Genomic DNA, 20634 nt, shown 5'->3' with positions numbered 1-20634 from the left:
ACCATGTCCGCTCTTTCCCGCTTCTGGTACAGCGCCTCGGTCCACGTCAAGTTCCTGTTGATCGTGATCCCTGCGGCCATGCTGATGACGGTCGGCGGCAACGTCTACCTTCAACACCTGGCGGCGCAGCGACTGGCGCAGGTGGCGGTGGATCAGTTTGAAGAAGTCGGGCGAAGGAGCGCCAGGGCCCTGTCGACCGAGTACTGGAACTTCAACACGCTGCAGGCGCGGGCCATCGTGCAGTCGATGCTGCTGATGCCCAACATGGTGCGGGTGACCAGCGAAGAGCTGGCACAGGGCAGGGTGGTGGCGGGCAGCCCGTTCCAGTGGCGCTTCGAGGATGCCACGCTGGCCGCCACAGACCCCACAGAGCAGCGCACGCTGGAGTTCCCCATCCAGGTCCAGCGCGCTGAAGGCCAGGCCCAAGCCGAGGCCCAGGCCGAAACCGTGGGCCACCTGACCATCGTCTACAGCCTGGCCGAACAGAACCGCGTCAGCCGCAACCGGTTCTATCTGACGCTGCTGCTCTCCACCCTCCTGACCAGCATCGTCATCGCCATCGTGAGCTACGCGCTGAGCCGCGCCATCCTCAAGCCGATCGGCAGGGTCTCGGCCAGTGCCAGGCAGTCTGACGAAGACTTTCTGCCCATCGAACTCAACGCCGGTGACCAACTGGGCCAGCTGGTCAAGGCCTTCAACGATCTGCGCGCACGCCACATCGAGAACACGCGCCTGCTGCAGACCGCGCGTGACGACGCCATCGCGGCCAACGCCGCCAAGTCGGCCTTCCTGGCGATGATGAGCCACGAGTTGCGCACGCCGCTGAACGCCGTCATCGGCTACAGCGAGATGCTCAAGGAGGAGCTGGCCGACGAGGGCGTCACGCCCACCACGATGAGCGACCTGGACAAGATCAAGTCCGCCGGCAAGCACCTGCTGGAGCTGATCAACAGCGTGCTGGACCTGTCCAAGATCGAGGCTGGCAAGATCGAGCTGGAGATCGGCAGCGTCAGCGTGCGGCAGCTGGTGGACTACGCTGCGTCCACCGTGCACCCGCTGATCGAGCCCAACGGCAACCGCCTGGTGGTGGATGTGCCCGCCGACATCGGCCAAATCGACTCGGACCCCACGCGCCTGCGCCAGGTGCTGCTGAACCTGCTGTCCAACGCCGCCAAGTTCACCCGGCAGGGCGTGATCACGCTGACGGCGCGGCGCGAACAGGCACCGGGCCAGCCCGAGCAGCTGGTGTTCGACGTGCAGGACACCGGAATCGGCATGACGCCCGAGCAGCAGGGCAAGCTCTTTCAGGCCTTTGTGCAGGCCGATACCAGCACCACGCGCGAGTACGGCGGCACCGGCCTGGGCCTGGTGATCAGCCGCCGCCTGTGTCAGCTCCTGGGCGGTGACGTCACGGTGCGCAGCGTGCCCGGCCAGGGCAGTTGCTTCACGGCCCGGGTGGCCACCCACGGCCACGCGCCGATGGGCATTTCAGGAGGCGGGCATGCCCAGGATCCTGCTGGTTGAAGACAACGAGATGAACCGCGAGATGCTTTCGCGCCGCCTGGTGCGCAAGGGCTTCGAGGTGGTGATCGCCGTGGACGGCCTGGAAGGCGTGGCGATGGCCGGCGCCGAGAAGCCGGACCTGATCCTGATGGACATGAGCCTGCCCGGCATCGACGGCTGGGAGGCCACCCGCCGCATCAAGGCCGACGCGGCCACCCGCGCGATTCCCGTGATCGCGCTGACCGCGCACGCGATGTCCGACGACCGCGCCAAGGCGCTGGCGGCAGGCTGCGACGAGTTCGACACCAAGCCGGTGGACCTGGCCCGGCTGCTGGACAAGATGGGCAGCCTGCTCGGGGCTGCGGCGGGTCCTGCAGCTGCGAACGCCCCAAGCACGGCTGCCGTACCGGCGCCACCCGCGCCACAGGCGGCCACCCTGACTTTGCCCGCCGTGCACGCCAGCCTGCCGGGATTCAAGACGGAGCTGGAGCATTTCTGCATGCAGGCCGGCGTCGCCGCGGGCGTGCAGGAGGACCTGCAGGTGGTGCTCGATGAGGTTTGCGCCAATGTGTTCAAGCACGCCTATCCGCCCGGGCAGCCGGGGATGTTGCGGCTGGACATGCGGCTGGACACGGGCTGCGACGGGGGCCCCGACAGGAGCCGGACGCCGCAGGCCCTGGAAGTCACCTTCAGCGACCAGGGGCGGCCCTTCGATCCCCTGGCCAAGCCAGCGCCGGACCTGTCTCAAACCTGGGAAGAACGGCCCCTCGGCGGGCTGGGCATCCACCTCGTGCAGACGCTGACCGACCGCCAGTCCTACCTCTACACCGAGGCTGACGGCAACCGGCTGACCCTGGTCAAGCGGTTGGCCTGACCCCACCCCGCCTCACCCCATCCACCCCCGAAGGAGCCATGCCATGGAACTTGCGACCACTCACCACGAGCACGTCACCGTGCTCGCCATCGCCGGCAGCGTGGACAGCCTGACTGCCGACGCGCTCACCGCCGCCCTGGCCGAACAGGTGGGCACCGGCCGCTTGCGGCTGGTCTGCGACTTCAGTGCGGTGGACTACACCAGCAGTGCCGGCCTGCGTTCCCTGCTCGGAGCACTGAAGGAAAGCCGTCGCCTGGGCGGCGACCTGCGCATGGCGGCGGTGCAGCCCTCGGTGCTGCGGGTGCTGTCGCTGTCCGGTTTTGCCAGCATCATCAAGATCTTCGACGACGTGCCCGAGGCGGTGGGCAGCTACGGGGCGGGAGCCTGAGATGGCTGCGACCCTGACCATGGCAGCGACAACCGCAATGGCCAACACGCTGCCCACGGCGCCGCCCAGCGTCTCCCTCGTCATCGGCTCGGGCAGCGTCAAGTGCGCCGCCGCCATCGGCGTGGCCAGCGTGCTGCGCGAAGCGGGCATCCGCATCGAGCGGGTGGTGGGCTGCAGCGGCGGCGCGCTGTTCGCCACCCTGATCGCCATGGGCCACGACGCGGACACGGCACGCGACATGACCTTGCGGCTGTGGACCAAGGACATCACCGCCCGGCGCAACAACCATGCCCTGCTCAGCGCCCTGGCGCCCAAGCTGATGGGCTTCAAGGCCAGCCGCTTCGGCCTGCGCGACGACCGCCACATCAACCGCCGGCTCCAGGAAGCCTTTGGTGACGCGCGCATCGAGGACATGCCCGTGCCGCTGCACATCACCGCCACCAACTTCATGGACGGCGAGCTGGTGGATCTGTCGCGCGGCCCGGTGGCCCCGGCCATCCGCGCCAGCCTGGCGATTCCCTTTGCCTTCGCGCCGGTGGAGCTCGACGGCCAGTTGCTGGTGGACGGCTATGTGTCCGACCCCCTGCCCCTGAGCGTGGCCATCAAGCACGGGGCGCGCGTGATCGTGGCGGTGGGCTTCGAGAGCCCGATGATGGAAGAGATTGGCAGCGCCGGGCGCTTCGCCATGCAGCTGAGTTCGATCATGTCCAACAACCTGCTGCGCGCTCGCTACGCCTTCAACAGCGTGGCGCACCATGCCGAGGTCATCACCATCATTCCGGAGTTCAAGAAGCGCATCCGCCTGTTTGACACCGACAAGGTGCCCTACATCATCGAGGCCGGCACCCAGGCAGCCCGCGAGCAGATCGGCTACCTGCGCCGGCTGCTGGACCAGGACAGGGCCATCGCCGCGGCGGCGTGAGGCACAGCGATGGAGCGCCCCAAGATCGCGATGGTGCTTGGCGCGGGCGGCCTGCGCTGCGTGTCGGCCTTCGGCGCGCTCGCCGTGCTGCGACGCGAAGGCATCGACGTCGACATGGTCGTGGCCTGCAGCGGCGGCGCCGCGGTGGGCTACTGGATCGCCGCGGGGGGCACGGACATTCCCGAGGGCATCGCCCGCTACACCGAGGGCATGGCGCATAGCTTCGGCTCGCTCGGCGTGCGCAGGGTGTTGCGCGCGCTGCTGCCGCGCTGGCTGGGCTACAGCCCCCGCGGCGGCCTCATGAAGGACCAGCGGTTCAACCGCTACATGGCGGCCGAGCTGCGCGGTGTCCGGTTTGAAGACCTCCAGGTACCGCTGCACTTCGTGGCCGCCGACGTGCACAGCGGCGAGCAGGTGGTGCTGTCGAGCGGCCCGGTGTTCGATGCGATGCGCGCCACGCTGGCCATCCCGCTCCTGCTGCCACCGTGGGAGGTGGACGGCCGCCTGCTGGTGGATGGCGGCATCTGCAACCCCTTGCCGGTGGACGTGGCCATGCGCGAGGGCGCGGACATCATCCTGGCCATGGGCTTCGAGGATCCCCTCCAGAGCGAGCTGGACTCCAGCGTGGCGCTGATCCGGCAGGTGCTGGCCGTGTCCAGCAACCACCTGATGCGCGCGCAGTTCGCCTTCCACAGCATGGCGCACCACGCCGAGGTCATCCCCGTCATTCCCGACTTCGGCCAGCCGGTGGGCCTGCGCGACCTGCACCTCATTCCCCACCTGGTGCGCCAGGGCGAGCTGGCCACCGAACGCGAGCTGCCCTACCTGCGAAGGTTGCTGCAGGCCCAGCTTGTCCAACCGGCCGAGGCGACGGCATGAACTTGAGTACTGCGGCGGCGCACGTGCTGATCGTCGACGACCTGGAGGTCAACCGCGACCTCCTGGCCCGCCGGGTGCAACGCCTGGGGCACTCGATCGCCTTTGCGGCGAGCGGGCGCGAGGCTCTGGAGCGCCTGCGCGCGGCACGCTTCGACCTGGTGCTGCTGGACATCACCATGCCCGACATGGACGGCTACGAGGCCCTGGCGCAGATCAAGGCCGACCCGCTGCTGGCGCCCATCCCGGTGGTGATGGTCACGGCCATCGACGGCGTGGACAGCGTGGTGCGCTGCCTGGAGCTGGGCGCCGAGGACTACATCACCAAGCCCTTCAACCCGGTGGTGCTTCGAGCACGCATCGAGTCCTCGCTCAACAAGAAGCGCGTGGCGGACCTGAACGCCCGGCTGCTGCAGTCCTTGTCGCGCGAGATGGCGATCGCGCAGCGCATCCAGCTGGGTTTCCTGCCGGACTCGCTGCCGCAACTGCCGGGCTGGCCGATGGCTGCGGTTTGCGTGCCGGCCAAGCAGGTGGGTGGCGACTTTTTCGACGCCTGGGTCCTGGAGGACGGCCTCCTGGCCTTCACGGTGGCCGATGTCTGCGACAAGGGCGTGGGGGCTGCGCTGTACATGGCCCTGTTCCGAAGCCTGCTGCGCATCAGCCTGCAGCAGGCGCAGCCCGGGCAGGCCGCGGCGCAGCGGCTGGAGCGCGCGGTGGCCTTCACCAACGACTACGTCGCCACGGTCCATGCCCGCGACAACATGTTTGCCACGGTATTCACGGCCATCGTGGACCCGGCCACGGGGCAGATGGACTACATCAACGCCGGCCACGACGCACCCTTGCTGCTGCGCCGGGGTGCCGTGGAGGCAGAACGCCTGCCGCCTCAGGGCCTGGCGTTGGGCATGATGGCGGGCCATGCGCATCGTGCCTGCCGCACCCGGCTGTCAGCCGGTGACCGGCTGCTGGTGTTCAGCGACGGCTTGCCCGAAGCGCTGAGCCCGCAGAACCAGGACTTCGGTGGAGAACGTGTCAGCGCGGCGATTACGCACCCTGCGGACAGCCCGCAGGCCCTGCTGGCGAGCCTCCAGGATGCGCTGGCCCTGCACGTGGGGAACCGCGATCCACACGACGATGTGACCCTGCTGTGCCTCTTTCCGACGGCCTCGGGCTGAACGGGGGCGGCATCGGCCGGGTGTTCGGCGCGCGGCTTCGAGGTTGGCCGGGCGCATGGACGCTCGGCCGGCGGCTCGCCATGCTCAGCCCGGTGCGGCGACCTGGGCCAGCGACCAGCCCAGCTCGGCCACCGGCGTGGCCATCGCGCCAATCGCCACGGCGCTCGGGTTGGCCGCGGTGCCGTCTTCGGCGCGCCGGGCGATGCCCTGCAGGATGGCCGAGAGACGGAACAGGTTGCAGGCGAGGTAGAAGTTCCAGTCGCGCAGCACCTCGGCCTGGGCCTGCGCGCTGCTGCGGCCGCTGCGCTCGCAGTAGCGCTCGATGTACGCGCGCTCGCTGGGGATGCCCAGCGCCGCCAGGTCGAGCCCGCCGAACCCCTGTAGCACACCTGGCCGGTGGTGCCAGGCCATGCAGTGGTAGGCGAAGTCGCTGAGCGGGTTCCCCAGCGTCGAGAGCTCCCAGTCCAGCACCGCCAGCACGCGCGGCTCGCTGGGGTGGAAGATCAGGTTCTCGATGCGGAAGTCGCCGTGCACCAGCGTGGCGTCGGCCTCGCGTGCCGCGGCGGGAATGTGCTGCGGCAGCCAGTCGATCAGCCGCTCCATCGCGTCGATCGGCCGCGTCATGCTGGCGGTGCTGGTGCGGTACTGCCGGCTCCAGCGGCCGATCATGCGCTCGAAGTAGGCATCGGCGCGGCCGAAGTCACCCAGCCCGAGGGCGCGCCAGTCGGCCCGGTGCAGCGCGGCGATGACGCGGTTGGCCTCGTCGTGGATCGCGGCGCGCTCGCCGGTCGACACGCCGGGCAGGGCGGCTTCGCGGAAGATGCGGCCCTCGACGAAGTCCATCACGTAGAAGGCGGCGCCGAGCAGCGATTCGTCCTCGCACAGCGCGTGCACCCGCGGCACGGGCACGTCGGTGTCGGCCAGCGCGCGCATCACGGTGAACTCGCGCTCGATCGCGTGCGCCGAGGGCAGCAGCCCCGCGGCCGGGCCGGGCTTGGCGCGCAGCACCCAGGCGCGGCCCGGCCCACCGTCGCCAGTGCGCAGGATCCAGGTCGGGTTGGACTGACCGCCGATGACGCGGCTGCTGCTCAGCGTACCGCCCGCGTCGTCGAAGCCCGGCAGGTGCCGGGCCAGCCACGGGCGCAGTGCGTCGAGGTCCAGGGCCAGTCCGGCGGGCCGCACCGGCTCGGGTATGGCGGCGGTGTCGATGGTCATCGGCTCAGTCGGCGGTGAAGCCAGACGCCTTGATGACCGGCTCCCAGCGCTTGGCGGCCGTGTTCTGGCGCGAGACCAGCTCCTCGACAGTTCCACCCACCGGCAGGAAGCCCATGGTGGCCAGGCGCTCACGCACCTCGGCCAGCTTGATCACCTTGGCCAGGGCCTGGTTCCAGGTGCTGGTCACCGCGGCGGACGTGCCGGCCGGTGCGTACAGCGCGTTGAAGCCCATGCCGGTGATGGCGGGGTAGCCCAGTTCGGCGAAGGTGGGCACTTCGGGCAGCTGCGGCACCCGCTGGGGCGAGGACACGACCAGCACGCGCAGCTTGCCGCCGCGGTGCTGCTCGGTCAGGCTGGTCATCACGTCGATGCCGGCGCTGATCTGGCCGCCGATCAGCCCGACGATCATCGGCGCACTGCCCTGGAAGGGCACGTCCTCCATCTTCACGCCGATGGTGTTGCCCAGCAGCATGCCGAAGAAGTGGTGCGGCGCCCCGCGCGCCGGGATGCCGTAATTGGCCTTCTGCGGGTTCTGCTTGGCCCAGGCCACGTACTCGGCCAGGGTCTTCACGGCGGGGTCGGAACCGGCGGCCATCGCGAAGGGGAACTCGCTCACCGTGCCGATGGGGGTCAGGTCCTTGGCCGGGTCGTAGTTCAGCTTGCGGAAGGTGAAGGGGTAGAGCGCGGTCAGCGCGTCCGGGCCGAGCATGACGACGCTGCCGTCGTTGGCCGAGGCCTTCAGCACGTCCACGGCCAGGCGGCCACCCGCGCCGGGCTTGTTGTCGACCACCACCGGGCGCTTGAGTTCGTCCTTGAGCTTCTCTGCCAGCAGCCGGGCGATGGCGTCGAACGAGCCCCCGGCCGGGAAGCCGACCAGCAGTCGAGCCGGCTGGCCCGGCTGGCCCCAGGCGCCCAGGGCGGTGGTGGCGAGCAGGGCACCAGCAAGCACCGCGCGGTGCAGGCGGCGACGGGCGGGGATGCGGTGGGCTGGGGTCATGGGGTCTCCTCGGTGCGGTGCGCAATGGTCACGTGATGAACTGATTGTCGTATTGTCCGACCGAAAATTGAGCGCACACAAGGTCCTGCAGGGCGGTGTTTACCCCGGTTGTGTAAGGCGTGGAGGGGTCGTCGCGCAGGGGGCGGCGAGGCGAGGCGCCGTGGCCGGGTGCCCGTGGGGTGGCGCGGTCGCGTTGCGACCGAGGGGCGCCTCAGGTGCAGGGCGGGATGGGCAGGCTCATGTCGAGCCCGGCCACTTCGCAGCCGCGCCGGTAGTCCTGCATGTGCCGCCGGGCGATGGCCTCGGCCAGTGCGGCATCGCGCTGACGCAGCGCATCGAGCATCTGCCGGTGCACGGCCAGCAGGCGCGGGCCGGACTGGGGCAGGGCGGGTGCGATGGCGGCATAGCCGGCATGCATCAGCAGGCTCACCGGCCCGCGTGCCAGCCGCAGCGCCTGGTTGTGGGTGGCGGAGGCCACCAGGTCCAGAAATTCGATGTCGGCGGCCACGGGGGACTCGCCCGCGGCCACGACGGCCTCGGTGCGGGCCAGGCTGCGCTCCAGCAGCGCGAGTTCGTCGGCAGTGATCTGGCGGGCGGCCAGCGAGGCGCACAGCGGTTCGAGCGCGGAGGCCACCTCCCAGACGTCGCGGAAGTTCACCTGGCGCAACCGCAGCGCCCGCTCGGCCGTGCTCGCCAGATCGCTCTGGCGGGGCATCGATACCAGCAGCTTCTTGCCGTCGCGACGCAGCAGGCCTTCCTGTTCGAGCTGACGCAGCCCTTCGCGGATGGTCGAGCGGTGCACGCCAAAGCGGCTGGCCAGCTCGGTCTCGGTGGGCAGGATGTCACCCTGCTCCAGGCTACCGGCGACGATGCGGCGCCGCAGATCGTCCGACACCACACGGTAGGCGGGGGCGAGTTGCAGCTTCTCGATGTCGAGGGCCATGGCAGGGTGGGTGATCGCTGGGGAGGGTGAAAGGGGTGGCCGAGTGTAGCGGCGCCTTTGCACCGCTCCTGACAATGAACGGTGCCGGCCGGAGCCACGCGCCTGCGTCACTCGGCAGCAGGTGCTGCAGGCGCGGTCGTGGGGGGCGGACAGCGGTGCAGAGGCGTCGCCTGCGGTTCTCTCGTCGCCCGGCCCCAGCTGCTTCAGCGCAAGATCCCAGGCGGCGTTGTGGCGCCGATGCTGCTACCTTGCCCTCAAATGGCGAAATGCGGCATAATAGCGGTTTCGCTAAGTCGCTGGATGGGCGGTATCTACCTGCCCATTTTTTTTGCTTGGATCCCGGTTCGTCGGCCACGTCAGGTGGTCGGGTGGGGTTCGGGGAGCTGCGGCAGCCTGCGGGCGTGGCTGGATACGGCATCGTGTCCCGGCTGCGTCGCTCAGGCTGCCTTTTGTACTGGTCGAAGGGATTGTGCGTCGATGGTGTCGGTGAATTGGCAGCAGGCTGTAGAACGTACCGTGTCCGGGATGGGCTATGAGCTCGTCGACTGCGGGCGCAGTGCGGGGGGCTTGTTGTCGGTGTTCATCGACCGGGTGCCGGGGCGCAGCTATCCCTCGGGCGAGGGTGAATTCATCACGGTCGACGACTGCGAGCTGGTGACGCGCCAGTTGCAGTACGTGCTGGAGGTCGAGGGCTGCGACTACGCGCGCCTCGAAGTCTCCTCACCGGGGTTGGATCGTCCGCTGCGCAAGGCGGCGGATTTCGAGCGCTTCGCCGGTGCCGAGGTGGATGTGACGCTCAAGCGTCCGTTCCAGGGGCGCAAGAAATACCGTGGTGTGCTGCAGGTCGTTGTCCAGGCGACGGCGGAGCCTGCCGAGGCGCAGTCGCAGGCTGTGGCGCAGCCCGATGCGTTCGAGTTGGTTTTCCGCGATGGGCAGGAAGACAAGGTGTTGGGGTTCGTGCTCGACGAGGTCCGGGAAGCGCGGCTGGTGCCGGTGGTGGACTTCAAGAAGGGGCGCGGGCGCCGCGGTGCGGCCGAGGCTGCTGACGAAGCGGTGCAATTGCCTGCGGGCGAGGCAAAGGATTCCGGAGGTCACGAAGAATGAATCGCGAACTGTTGATGCTGGTGGATGCGATCTCGCGCGAGAAGAACGTCGACCGCGAGGTGGTGTTCGGTGCCGTCGAGTCGGCGCTGGCCTCCGCGACCAAGAAGCTCTACGAGGGTGAGGTGGACATCCGCGTCGCCATCGACCGCGAGACCGGGGTCTACGAGACCTTCCGCCGCTGGCACGTCGTGCCCGATGAGGCAGGTCTGCAGTTGCCCGAGGCCGAGATCCTGCATTTCGAGGCCAAGGAGCAGATCGATGACATCGAGGTAGGCGACTACCTCGAAGAGCCGGTCGAGTCGGTGCCGATCGGGCGAATCGGTGCCCAGGCGGCCAAGCAGGTGATCCTGCAGAAGATCCGGGATGCTGAGCGCGAGACGCTGCTCAATGACTTCCTGTCGCGCGGCGACAAGATTTTCTCCGGCACCGTCAAGCGCCTGGACAAGGGTGACCTGATCATCGAGGCCGGGCGGGTCGAGGGGCGCCTGAAGCGCACCGAACTGATCCCGAAGGAGAACCTGCGCAGCGGCGACCGCGTGCGGGCGATGATCATGGAGGTCGATCCGACCCTGCGCGGCCCGCAGATCGTCCTGTCCCGTTCGGCGCCTGTCTTCATGATCGAACTGTTCCGGCAGGAGGTGCCGGAGATCGAGCAGAGCCTGCTGGAGATCAAGAGCTGTGCCCGCGATGCCGGCTCGCGCGCCAAGATCGCCGTGGTGTCGCACGACAAGCGCGTCGATCCGATCGGCACCTGCGTCGGCGTGCGGGGGTCGCGCGTCAATGCCGTGACCAACGAGCTCGCTGGCGAGCGCGTGGACATCGTGCTGTGGTCGGACGACCCGGCGCAGTTCGTGATCGGCGCGCTGGCGCCGGCGAACGTGCAGTCCATCGTGGTGGACGAGGAAAAACACGCGATGGACGTGGTGGTGGACGAGGAAAACCTCGCCATCGCCATCGGCCGTGGCGGGCAGAACGTGCGTCTGGCTTCCGAGCTCACGGGCTGGAAGATCAACATCATGACGGCCGAGGAATCGGCCGCCAAGCAGGCGCAGGAAAGCGATGGCATCCGCAAGCTCTTCGTCGAGAAGCTCGACGTCGACGAGGAGGTGGCCGACATCCTGATCGCCGAAGGATTCGCCAGCCTGGAAGAGGTGGCCTACGTGCCGCTGCAGGAAATGCTGGAAATCGAATCCTTTGACGAGGATACGGTCCAGGAGTTGCGCAATCGCGCCAAGGACGTGCTGTTGACGATGGAAATCGCCAAGGAAGAGCGCGTCGACGAGGTGTCGCAGGACCTGCGCGATCTGGAGGGCTTGACGCCCGAACTGATCGGCAAGCTGGCCGATGGCGGCATCCATACCCGCGACGATCTGGCTGATCTGGCGGTGGACGAGTTGACCGAGATGACCGGAGTCGACGAAGCCGCTGCCAAGGCCCTGATCATGAAGGCGCGTGAGCATTGGTTCACCGCTTGAAACCGTCGCTGATCGAAACGACCGCCCCGACCCAGAGCGACACCTCGCACGCACGTCGCAAGGAATACAAGACATGGCTGTGACCACCGTTGCCCAGTTCGCTGCCGAGCTCAACCGCCCGGCAACGACGGTGCTCGAGCAACTTCAACACGCGGGGGTGAGCAAGACGTCGGTCAGCGACGCGCTCACCGACTCGGACAAGGAACGGCTGTTGTCCTTCCTTCGTACCTCGCACGGCACCCACAGTGCCGACCGCAAGAAAATCACGCTGACCAAGAAGTCCACCAGTGAGATCAAGCAGGCCGACGCCTCCGGCAAGGCCCGCACGATCCAGGTGGAGGTTCGCAAGAAGCGGGTGTTCGTCAAGCGCGACGACGTGCCTGGCGGTGCTGGCGTCAGCGTGACGGAAGAGGACGCCGAGCAGGCCGAACTCGCCCGGCGCGAGGAGGCTGCCCGTCTGGAAGCCGATCGGCTGCGCGAGGAAGAACTGGCCGCTGCCGAACGCCGCGCTGCCGAGGAGCGGGCACGCGCCGAACGCGAGGCCCGTGAACAGGCCGAACGAGCCGAGCGGGAAGCTGCTGAACGGGTCGCTGCCGAACGGGAAGCTGCAGAGCGTGCCGCGTCCGAGCGTGTGGCCGCCGAGCGTGCTGCTGCCGAGCGTGCCGCTGCCGAGAAGGCTGAGAACGCCGACAAGGTGGCAGACACCACGGATCGCCGCGCCGCTGCCGTGGCTGAGGCGGCGGCGTTGGAAGTCGCTCGCAAGAGCGCCGCAGGCAAGTCCAGGTCGACGGTCCAGGCGCCGGTGGCTGCCGCGCCGGCACCGGCACCAGCTCCTGCTCCGACACCCATTCCGGTGCCACCGCGTGGTGCCGTGCCGGCGCCTGTCGCCGCTCCTGTGAAGCCGGCCCCGGCTGCGCCAGGCGGCCCCACGGCGCCCACCGGGCTGCGCGTGGTCAAGGCGGCGGACATCGCCGCTGGCGAGGCCCAGAAGCAGGCAGACCTGGAGCGCCGCCGCAAGGCCGCCGAGGCCGAGGCCGCTGCGATCCGCGCCATGATGGCCGCACCGAAGAAGGTGCTGACCGCCAAGAAGCCCGAGGAACCCAAGCCGGCCGCAGCCGCACCGGGTGCTGCGGGCAAGGACGGCATCAAGGGCACCATCCACAAGCCCAAGGGTGCACCGGGTGCACCCGCGCCGGCAGGTGCCGCCAAGCCGGGCGACAAGAAGTCGGTCAAGTCGGAGAAGCTGTCTTCCAGCTGGGCCGACGATGCCAAGAAGAAGGGCGCCACCGCCAACAAGGGTCGGGCCCCCGACACCTCACGCGGCGGCTGGCGTGCGCCGGCCGGTGGCCGGGGCGGGCGTCGTGGCGATCACCGGGGTGACTCGGGTTCGTCCTTTGCCGCGCCGGCTGAGCAGCAGATCCACGAGGTGCATGTGCCGGAGACCATTTCCGTCGCCGACCTGGCCCACAAGATGTCGGTCAAGGCCTCCGAGGTGATCAAGCAGCTGATGAAGCTGGGCCAGATGGTCACGATCAACCAGCAGCTGGACCAGGAAACGGCCATGATCCTCGTCGAGGAAATGGGCCACAAGGCGTTCCCCGCCAAGCTGGATGATCCGGATGCCTTCCTGCTGGAAGAGCATGCGGCCCAGGAGTCGGGCGAGTCCATCCAGCGTCCGCCGGTGGTGACCGTGATGGGTCACGTCGACCACGGCAAAACCTCGCTGCTGGACTACATCCGCCGTGCCCGCGTGGCCGCGGGCGAAGCCGGCGGCATCACGCAGCACATTGGCGCTTACCACGTCGAGACACCGCGTGGCGTGATCACCTTCCTCGACACCCCGGGTCACGAGGCCTTCACGGCCATGCGGGCTCGCGGTGCCAAGGCCACCGACATCGTCATCCTGGTGGTGGCGGCCGACGACGGCGTGATGCCGCAGACCAAGGAAGCCATCGCCCATGCGAAGGCCGCCAAGGTGCCGCTGGTGGTGGCGATCAACAAGATCGACAAGCCCGATTCCAACCTCGAGCGCGTGCGCTCCGAGCTGGTGGCCGAAGGCGTGGTGCCCGAAGAGTTCGGCGGCGATTCGCCGTTCTGCCCGGTGTCGGCCAAGACCGGCGCTGGCATGGACACCCTGCTGGAGCAGGTGCTGCTGCACGCCGAGGTGCTGGAACTGAAGGCGCCGATCGACGCGCTGGCCAAGGGCCTGGTGATCGAAGCCCGCCTGGACAAGGGCCGCGGCCCGGTGGCCACCGTGCTGGTGCAGTCCGGCACGCTCAAGCGCGGCGACGCGGTGCTGGCCGGCCAGAGCTTCGGCCGTGTCCGCGCCATGCTCGACGAGGACGGCAAGCCCTGCCAGGAGGCAGGTCCGTCGATCCCCGTGGAGATCCAGGGTCTCACCGAGGTGCCGCAGGCCGGCGATGAGTTCATGGTGCTGGCCGACGAGCGCCGGGCTCGCGAAATCGCCACGTTCCGCCAGGGCAAGTACCGCGAAGTGACGCTGAACAAGCGCCAGGCCGCGAACCTGGAGAGCGTGTTCGAGTCGATGGGCCAGGGCAACGTCCAGTCCCTGCCGCTGATCATCAAGGCCGACGTGCAGGGCTCGCAGGAGGCACTGGCTTCCTCGCTGCTCAAGCTGTCGACCGACGAGGTCAAGGTGCAGATCGTGCACGCGGCGGTGGGTGGCATCAGCGAGTCGGACATCAACCTCGCGCTGGCCTCCAAGGCCATCGTCATCGGCTTCAACACGCGTGCCGATGCGGGCGCTCGCAAGCTGGCCGAAGGCAACGGCGTCGACATCCGCTACTACAACATCATTTACGACGCGGTCGACGAGATCAAGGCGGCGATGTCGGGGATGCTGGCACCGGAGCAGCGCGAGGAGGCCATCGGTACGGCCGAGATCCGCACGGTGTTCGTGGCGACCAAGATCGGCACGATCGCCGGCTCGATGGTCACCTCGGGCCTGGTGCGCCGCAACTGCCGCTTCCGCCTGCTGCGCGAGAACATCGTCATCTACACCGGCGAGGTGGAGTCGGTGCGACGCCTCAAGGACGATGTCAAGGAAGTCAAGGAAGGCTTCGAGTGCGGTATCAAGCTCAAGAACTACACCGACATCGCCGAGGGCGATCAGCTGGAGTTCTTCGAGATCAAGGAAGTGGCGCGGACACTCTGAGCCCCCACGCTCCCGCTGGTCGCTGCCCCCCGAAGGGGGCGCCGTGCAGCGGACCGGCCAAGCCGGATCCGCGCACGTGGCTGGCAGGAAACGCGCTTCGGGAGCCCCGCCTTGGCGGGGCTCCTCGTTTGAAGGAATCCCATGCGACACAAGCGAGCCACACCCAACCGCAGCTTCCGCGTGGCCGACCAGATCCAGCGCGATGTGGCCGAGCTGATCCGCGAACTCAAGGATCCCCGCATCGGCATGGTCACGATCAGTGGCGTCGATGTGACGCCGGACTACGCCCACGCGAAGGTCTACTTCTCCGTGCTCGTCGGTGACGCCGCGGAGTGCGAGACGGCCCTCAACGAGGCCGCTGGATTCCTGCGCAACGGGCTGTTCAAGCGCCTGGCCATCCACACGGTGCCCACGCTGCACTTCCACTTCGACCGCACCACCGAACGGGCGGCGGACCTGAGCGCGCTGATCAACCAGGCCAACGCCAGCCGCGCGAAGGACAGCGAGGACTGAGCCCCACCATGTCCGCCGAAATGACGTCCGCCACTGCCGCTGTCACCGAATCTGCCGACGTGCAGGACGCTGCCGTCGCAGCGCGAGCCGCCACCGCGGCGCCGCGGGTGCGCCTGCCGCGCCGCGCGTTGCATGGCGTGCTGCTGCTGGACAAGCCGCTGGGCTGGACCAGCAACGACGCGCTGCAGAAGGTCAAGAACCTGCTGCGCGCCGAAAAGGCCGGCCACACGGGCACGCTGGACCCGCTCGCCACCGGGCTGCTGCCGCTGTGCTTTGGCGGCGCGACCAAGTTCAGCCAGGTGAGCCTGGAGGCCGACAAGGCCTACCACGCGACCCTGCGCCTGGGCCAGCGCACCGAAGGCGGTGACCGCGAGGGCCAGGTGATCGAGGAGCGGCCAGTGGCCACCGACCGTGCCGCGGTCGAAGCCGCCTGTGCGGCGCTGACCGGCGAGATCGAGCAGCTGCCGCCGATGCATTCCGCGCTGAAGGTGCAGGGCCGTGCGCTCTACGAGTACGCCCGCGCCGGGCAGACGGTCGAGCGCATGCCGCGCCGGGTGACGATTCACGCCATCGACATCGTCGACTGGCAGGCTGAGCGCCCCGAAACCCTGGTGATCAACGTGCGTTGCAGCAAGGGCACCTACATCCGCACGCTGGCCGAGGACATCGGCGAGCGGCTGGGCTGCGGTGCCCACCTGGCGGCGCTCAGCCGCACCGGCGCTGGCACGCTCTCACTGGCGCAGGCCGTGACGCTGGACGACCTGCTGGGCATGGACGACGAGCAGCGCGTGGCGCTGCTGCGCCCGGTGGACGTGCTGCTGACCGACTGGCCGAAAGTGGAGCTCAGCCTCGCCGACGCCGGGCGCTTCCTGTCGGGCATGCGCCGCCGGGTCGAGCTGGCTGACACGCCGCGCCTGCGTGTCTACGGTCCGGGGGGGCATGCCTTCCTGGGCAGCGCCCACGTCACGGCCGGCGAGCTGATCTCCGACCGCCTCCTCAGCCCCATCGAAGTCGAGGCCCAGCTGCTTGCAGCCCAGGCCGCCCTGAACCGCAGCGCCGCGTCCCGCGGCGCCAGCGCCTCCTGAACGACCGGCCCAGGCCTTTTCCTGCCGCACCGGCCTCAGACACGCACCGCATCATGAGCAAACCCATCCGCAACATCGCCATCATCGCCCACGTCGACCATGGCAAGACCACCATGGTGGACCAACTCCTGCGCCAGAGCGGCACCTTTGCCGAGCACGAGAAGGTCGTCGACACCGTGATGGACAGCAACGCCATCGAACGCGAGCGGGGCATCACCATCCTGGCCAAGAACTGCGCCGTGAGCTGGGAAGGTACCCACATCAACATCGTCGACACGCCCGGACACGCCGACTTCGGCGGCGAGGTGGAGCGCGCGCTGTCGATGGTCGACGGCGTGGTGCTGCTGATCGACGCCCAGGAAGGCCCGATGCCGCAAACCCGTTTCGTCACCAAGAAGGCGCTGGCGCTGGGCCTCAAGCCCATCGTGGTCGTCAACAAGGTCGACAAGCCGGGTGCCAACCCCGACAAGGTCGTCAACGCCGCCTTCGACCTGTTCGACAAGCTCGGCGCCACCGATGAGCAGCTGGATTTCCCGGTGGTCTACGCATCGGGCATCAACGGCTGGTCCTCGCTGGAAGAAGGTGCGCCTGGCGAGCAGTGGGGGCCGGACATGTCGGCGCTGTTCAACACGGTCCTGAAGCACGTGCCGGCGCACCAGGGCGACCCGAGCGCCCCGCTGCAGCTGCAGATTTCGGCGCTGGACTACTCGACCTTCGTCGGCCGCATCGGCGTGGGCCGCATCAACGCCGGCACGATCAAGCCGTCGATGGACGTGCTGGTCTGCGAGGGCACGGACGGCAAGACCTACAAGGGCCGCGTCAACCAGGTGCTGACCTTCCAGGGCCTGGACCGCGTGCAGACCACTGAGGCCGGCCCGGGCGACATCGTGCTGATCAACGGCATCGAGAACCTGGGCATCGGCGTGACGGTGACCGACGCGGTCACCCCGCAGCCGCTGCCGATGCTCAAGGTCGATGAGCCGACGCTGACGATGAACTTCTGCGTCAACACCAGCCCGCTGGCCGGCCGTGAAGGCAAGTACGTTACCAGCCGCCAGATCTGGGACCGCCTGCAGAAGGAGCTGCAAAGCAACGTCGCGCTGCGTGTGTCCGAAACCAGCGAAGACGGCATCTTCGAGGTGATGGGTCGGGGCGAACTGCACCTGACCATCCTGCTGGAGAACATGCGCCGCGAGGGCTACGAGCTGGCCGTCTCCAAGCCGCGAGTGCTGTTTCATGATGTGAACGGCGAGAAGCACGAGCCCATCGAGATGGTCACCGCCGACGTGGAAGAGCAGCACCAGGGCGGCGTGATGCAGGCCCTGGGCGAGCGCAAGGGCGAGCTGGTCAACATGGAGCCGGACGGCCACGGGCGTGTGCGCCTCGAGTACCGCATCCCGGCGCGGGGCCTGATCGGCTTCTCGAACGAGTTCATGAACCTGACGCGTGGCTCGGGCCTGATCAGCAACATCTTCGACGGCTACGAGCCGCACCGCGGCGAGATCGCCGGGCGCAAGAACGGTGTGCTGATCTCGATGGACGCCGGTGAGATCTTCACTTACGCGCTCGGCAAGCTGGACGACCGTGGCCGCATGTTCGTCAAGCCCAACGATCCGGTCTACGAGGGCATGATCGTCGGCATCCACAGCCGCGACAACGACCTGGTGGTCAACGCCACCCGCACCAAGCAGCTGACCAACTTCCGCGTCAGCGGCAAGGAAGACGCGATCAAGATCACCCCGCCGATCGACCTGACGCTGGAGTACGGCGTCGAGTTCATCGAGGACGACGAGCTGGTCGAGATCACGCCCAAGTCGATCCGCCTGCGCAAGCGCCACCTGTCCGAGCACGAGCGCCGCCGCGCGTCCCGCGAGGGCGCATGAACGGCGCGCGGCATGCCCGCGCCGTCGCCCTGATGGTGGTGGTCACGCTGCTGTGGAGCAGTGCGGGTGTGGTGTCGCGCCACCTGCAGGCGGCCGAGGGCTTCGAGGTGACCTTCTGGCGCAGCGCCTTCAATGCGCTGGCGCTGGTTGGCGCCCTCGGGGTGATGCGCGGCCGCGCGCTGTGGCAGGGGCTGAGCAGCGCACCGCCGGTGCTGTGGATCTCCGGGCTGTGCTGGGCGGTGATGTTCACGGCCTTCATGCTGGCGCTGACACTGACGTCGGTGGCCAACGTGCTGGTGACGATGTCCATCGGCCCGCTGTTGACGGCGTTGCTGGCGCGCATGGTGCTTCACCACCGCCTGCCGCTGCGCACCTGGTGCGCGATCGCGGTGGCCGGCGTCGGGATCGCCTGGATGTTCGGCCGGGAGGTGCAGGCCGCCAATGCGCGCAGCCTGCTGGGCATGCTGGTCGCTCTGGCGGTGCCGCTGGCCGCGGCCATCAACTTCACCGTGATGCAGCACACGCTGCATGGCCAGGGTGACCCGGACGAGAGTCTGGGCGGCGGGATGGGTGGCGAAACCCCCGCGACGCTGGACATGCTGCCAGCGGTGCTGATCGGTGCACTGCTGTCCTCCGTGGTCATGCTACCGCTGGCCTGGCCTTTGCAAGCCTCTGGGCATGACCTGCTCCTGTTGGCCGGTCTGGGGGTGTTCCAGCTCGCCGTGCCCTGCCTGCTGGTGGTCGGGCTGACCCGCGTGCTGCCGGCCCCGGAGATCTCCCTGCTCGGCCTGCTGGAGGTGATCTTCGGCGTGCTCTGGGCCTGGCTGGGTGCTGGCGAGGCACCTGCGGCGAGCGCACTCACGGGAGGGCTGCTGGTGCTGGGCGCGCTGGTGGGCAACGAGCTGATCGCCCTGCGCCAACGCGCCGGCTCTGCCTCAGGCTGACTGGTTGAGCGAGGCATGCGGCCGCAGCCACTGGCCGCGCCGCAGGATCTCGTGTGGCTGGAACAGCGCCTTGTAGGCCATCTTCGGGCTCTTGGCGATCCAGTAGCCCAGGTAGAGGAAGGGCAGGCCGAGCACGCGCGCCTGCTCGATCTGCCAGAGCACGTTGTAGGTGCCGTAGCTGCTGCCGGCCTCGGGGGCGTAGAAGGTGTAGACGGCGGAGAGCCCGTCGTTGAGCACGTCGAGGATCGACACCATCTTCAGCTCGCCGGGCGCGTGCTGCGGCCCGGGGATGCGGAATTCCACCAGCCGCGAGTTGACGCGGCTTTGCAGCAGGAACTGGGTGTACTGGTCGACCGAATCCTGGTCCATGCCGCCGCCGGCGTGGCGCTCGTTCTGGTAGCGCAGGTAGAGCTGGTAGTGCTCGGGCGCGAAGCCCAGGCGCATCACGCGCACCTGCAGCGCGCCATGCTGTTTCCAGGCGCGGCGCTGGCTGCGGGTGGGCTGGAACTCGCCAACGGGGATGCGCAGCGGCACGCACTGCTCGCAGCCGTCGCAGTATGGGCGGTAGGTGAACAGGCCGCTGCGCCGAAAGCCGTTGGCCACCAGCTCGGAGTAAGCGTCGGCGTTGATCAGGTGCGAGGGCGTGGCCACCTGCGAGCGCGCCTGCCGCTCGCTCAGGTAGCTGCAGGGATAGGGCGCCGTCGCGTAGAACTGCAATTGCGCGAGCGGCAGGTCCTTGGGGTAGGTCACGCGGGCGGCTGGCTGGGGGGCGGAGGAAGGGCGTCTGGCTGGGCGCCGGCCTGCAGTTCCGACAGCCACGCCCAGTGCGCCGGATCATAGATCCAGCGCGCTGGGGGCTCCTGATCCACCACGCGTTCGAGGTGGGCTTCGAACTCGCTGCGGGGCACGGGTGCCGCGCCCAGGCTGGCCAGGTGGCGGGTCTGCTGCTGGCAGTCGATCCACTCGATGCCCTGGGCCCGGCAGAACACCACCAGCGCAGCCAGGGCGATCTTGGAGGCGTCCGTGCGCAGGGCGAACATCGACTCGCCGAAGAACATGCGCCCGAGGTTCACGCCGTACAGGCCGCCCACCAGCTCGCCGCCGATCCAGGTCTCGACCGAATGCACCTGACCGGCGGCGTGCCAGCGGCCGTAGGCCGACTGCAGCTCGGGAACGATCCAGGTGCCGTCCTGGCCCTCGCGCGGGGTGCCGGCGCAGGCGGCGAGGACGCGGTCGAAGGCGCTGTCAAAGCGGATCTCGCAGCCCGGCGTGCCCAGGAAGCGCCGCAGCGTCTTGCGCAGGGAGCGGTGCAGGCGAAAGTGCGCCACCTGCAGGACCATGCGCGGGTCGGTGGTCCACCACAGCACCGGCTGGCCTGGGCCGTACCAGGGAAAGATGCCGTGGCGGTAGGCCAGCCGCAGCCGGGCCGGGTTCAGCCGCCCGCCCGCGCAGAGCAGGCCGGGCGCGTCGCTGCCCGGCCCGAGCGCCTGTCGCGTGGGCGGGAAGGGTGTGCGGTCGTCGTCCTCAGGCAGCCAGGGGATCATCGGCGGCCCAAGCGCTGG

18 protein-coding genes are annotated in these 20634 nt (G+C 68.7%); 13 read left to right on the top strand and 5 right to left on the bottom strand.

Translation table 11 applies throughout. The features are described 5' to 3' along the window. The first annotated feature begins 3 nt into the window (after window positions 1-3). The 6 genes from NGK70_RS16910 to NGK70_RS16885 are packed head-to-tail and all read left to right on the top strand — an operon-like array spanning window position 4 to window position 5738. On the top strand, window positions 4-1524 hold the full coding sequence (locus NGK70_RS16910; RefSeq protein WP_251969667.1) for a sensor histidine kinase: 1521 nt from the start codon (window positions 4-6) through the stop codon (window positions 1522-1524). Then, window positions 1502-2377, top strand: coding sequence for a response regulator (locus NGK70_RS16905; protein WP_251969666.1), 876 nt, complete (start codon window positions 1502-1504; stop codon window positions 2375-2377). Before NGK70_RS16910 ends, NGK70_RS16905 begins: the two co-directional genes overlap by 23 nt. 43 nt (window positions 2378-2420) lie before the next feature. Then, window positions 2421-2765, top strand: coding sequence for an STAS domain-containing protein (locus NGK70_RS16900; RefSeq protein ID WP_251969665.1), 345 nt, complete (start codon window positions 2421-2423; stop codon window positions 2763-2765). A 1-nt stretch (window position 2766) separates the two neighbouring features. Beyond that, window positions 2767-3687 (top strand): patatin-like phospholipase family protein, encoded by a 921-nt coding sequence (locus NGK70_RS16895; RefSeq protein ID WP_251969664.1) that lies wholly within the window; start codon window positions 2767-2769, stop codon window positions 3685-3687. Between the two features lie 9 nt (window positions 3688-3696). Beyond that, window positions 3697-4566 (top strand): patatin-like phospholipase family protein, encoded by an 870-nt coding sequence (locus NGK70_RS16890; protein ID WP_251969663.1) that lies wholly within the window; start codon window positions 3697-3699, stop codon window positions 4564-4566. Then, the gene (locus tag NGK70_RS16885) at window positions 4563-5738 is read left to right on the top strand and encodes a PP2C family protein-serine/threonine phosphatase (protein ID WP_251969662.1); all 1176 of its coding nucleotides are present in this window, start codon (window positions 4563-4565) and stop codon (window positions 5736-5738) included. Before NGK70_RS16890 ends, NGK70_RS16885 begins: the two co-directional genes overlap by 4 nt. An 84-nt stretch (window positions 5739-5822) precedes the next feature. Here NGK70_RS16885 and NGK70_RS16880 read toward each other — a convergent pair whose 3' ends face one another. The 3 genes from NGK70_RS16880 to NGK70_RS16870 all read right to left on the bottom strand — a co-directional run bounded on the left by NGK70_RS16880 (window position 5823) and on the right by NGK70_RS16870 (window position 8893). After that, entirely contained in the window at window positions 5823-6953 is a 1131-nt protein-coding gene (locus NGK70_RS16880; RefSeq protein WP_251969661.1) for a phosphotransferase, read from the bottom strand. Between the two features lie 4 nt (window positions 6954-6957). Then, window positions 6958-7950, bottom strand: a complete 993-nt coding sequence (locus NGK70_RS16875; RefSeq protein WP_251969660.1) for a Bug family tripartite tricarboxylate transporter substrate binding protein — start codon at window positions 7948-7950, stop codon at window positions 6958-6960. A gap of 211 nt (window positions 7951-8161) precedes the next feature. After that, window positions 8162-8893: a FadR/GntR family transcriptional regulator gene (locus NGK70_RS16870; RefSeq protein WP_251969659.1), complete on the bottom strand. Its 732-nt coding sequence runs from the start codon at window positions 8891-8893 to the stop codon at window positions 8162-8164. Between the two features lie 486 nt (window positions 8894-9379). Between NGK70_RS16870 and rimP the strand changes: the two genes are divergently transcribed. From rimP to NGK70_RS16835, 7 genes are all read left to right on the top strand, one after another. Next, window positions 9380-9997, top strand: coding sequence for a ribosome maturation factor RimP (rimP, locus tag NGK70_RS16865; protein WP_251973809.1), 618 nt, complete (start codon window positions 9380-9382; stop codon window positions 9995-9997). Next, complete coding sequence (nusA, locus tag NGK70_RS16860) at window positions 9994-11472, top strand: transcription termination factor NusA (protein ID WP_251969658.1); 1479 nt, start codon at window positions 9994-9996, stop codon at window positions 11470-11472. The genes rimP and nusA overlap by 4 nt, the downstream gene beginning before the upstream one ends. Before the next feature lie 73 nt (window positions 11473-11545). Next, window positions 11546-14647 (top strand): translation initiation factor IF-2, encoded by a 3102-nt coding sequence (gene infB, locus NGK70_RS16855; protein ID WP_251969657.1) that lies wholly within the window; start codon window positions 11546-11548, stop codon window positions 14645-14647. A gap of 141 nt (window positions 14648-14788) precedes the next feature. Further along, window positions 14789-15160 (top strand): 30S ribosome-binding factor RbfA, encoded by a 372-nt coding sequence (gene rbfA, locus NGK70_RS16850; protein WP_251969656.1) that lies wholly within the window; start codon window positions 14789-14791, stop codon window positions 15158-15160. 8 nt (window positions 15161-15168) lie between these two features. Then, complete coding sequence (gene truB, locus NGK70_RS16845; RefSeq protein WP_251969655.1) at window positions 15169-16245, top strand: tRNA pseudouridine(55) synthase TruB; 1077 nt, start codon at window positions 15169-15171, stop codon at window positions 16243-16245. Window positions 16246-16298: 53 nt separating this feature from the next. Further along, on the top strand, window positions 16299-18128 hold the full coding sequence (gene typA, locus NGK70_RS16840; protein ID WP_251969654.1) for a translational GTPase TypA: 1830 nt from the start codon (window positions 16299-16301) through the stop codon (window positions 18126-18128). Then, window positions 18125-19072 carry a DMT family transporter gene (locus NGK70_RS16835; RefSeq protein ID WP_251969653.1) on the top strand — a complete coding sequence of 316 codons (948 nt, stop codon included), beginning with the start codon at window positions 18125-18127 and terminating at the stop codon, window positions 19070-19072. Before typA ends, NGK70_RS16835 begins: the two co-directional genes overlap by 4 nt. Here the strand turns inward: NGK70_RS16835 and NGK70_RS16830 are convergent. Both NGK70_RS16830 and aat read right to left on the bottom strand, forming a co-directional pair. After that, window positions 19064-19822: an arginyltransferase gene (locus NGK70_RS16830; RefSeq protein WP_251969652.1), complete on the bottom strand. Its 759-nt coding sequence runs from the start codon at window positions 19820-19822 to the stop codon at window positions 19064-19066. The two genes, NGK70_RS16835 and NGK70_RS16830, sit on opposite strands and share 9 nt — an antisense overlap. After that, entirely contained in the window at window positions 19819-20616 is a 798-nt protein-coding gene (gene aat / locus NGK70_RS16825; RefSeq protein WP_251969651.1) for a leucyl/phenylalanyl-tRNA--protein transferase, read from the bottom strand. The genes NGK70_RS16830 and aat overlap by 4 nt, the downstream gene beginning before the upstream one ends. Window positions 20617-20634: the final 18 nt, after the last annotated feature.

The sequence above is a fragment of the Sphaerotilus microaerophilus genome, from assembly GCF_023734135.1.
Taxonomy (GTDB): domain Bacteria; phylum Pseudomonadota; class Gammaproteobacteria; order Burkholderiales; family Burkholderiaceae_C; genus Sphaerotilus; species Sphaerotilus microaerophilus.
Note: the sequence above shows the minus strand (reverse complement) of the source record. Positions and strands in the feature narration are given on the sequence as shown.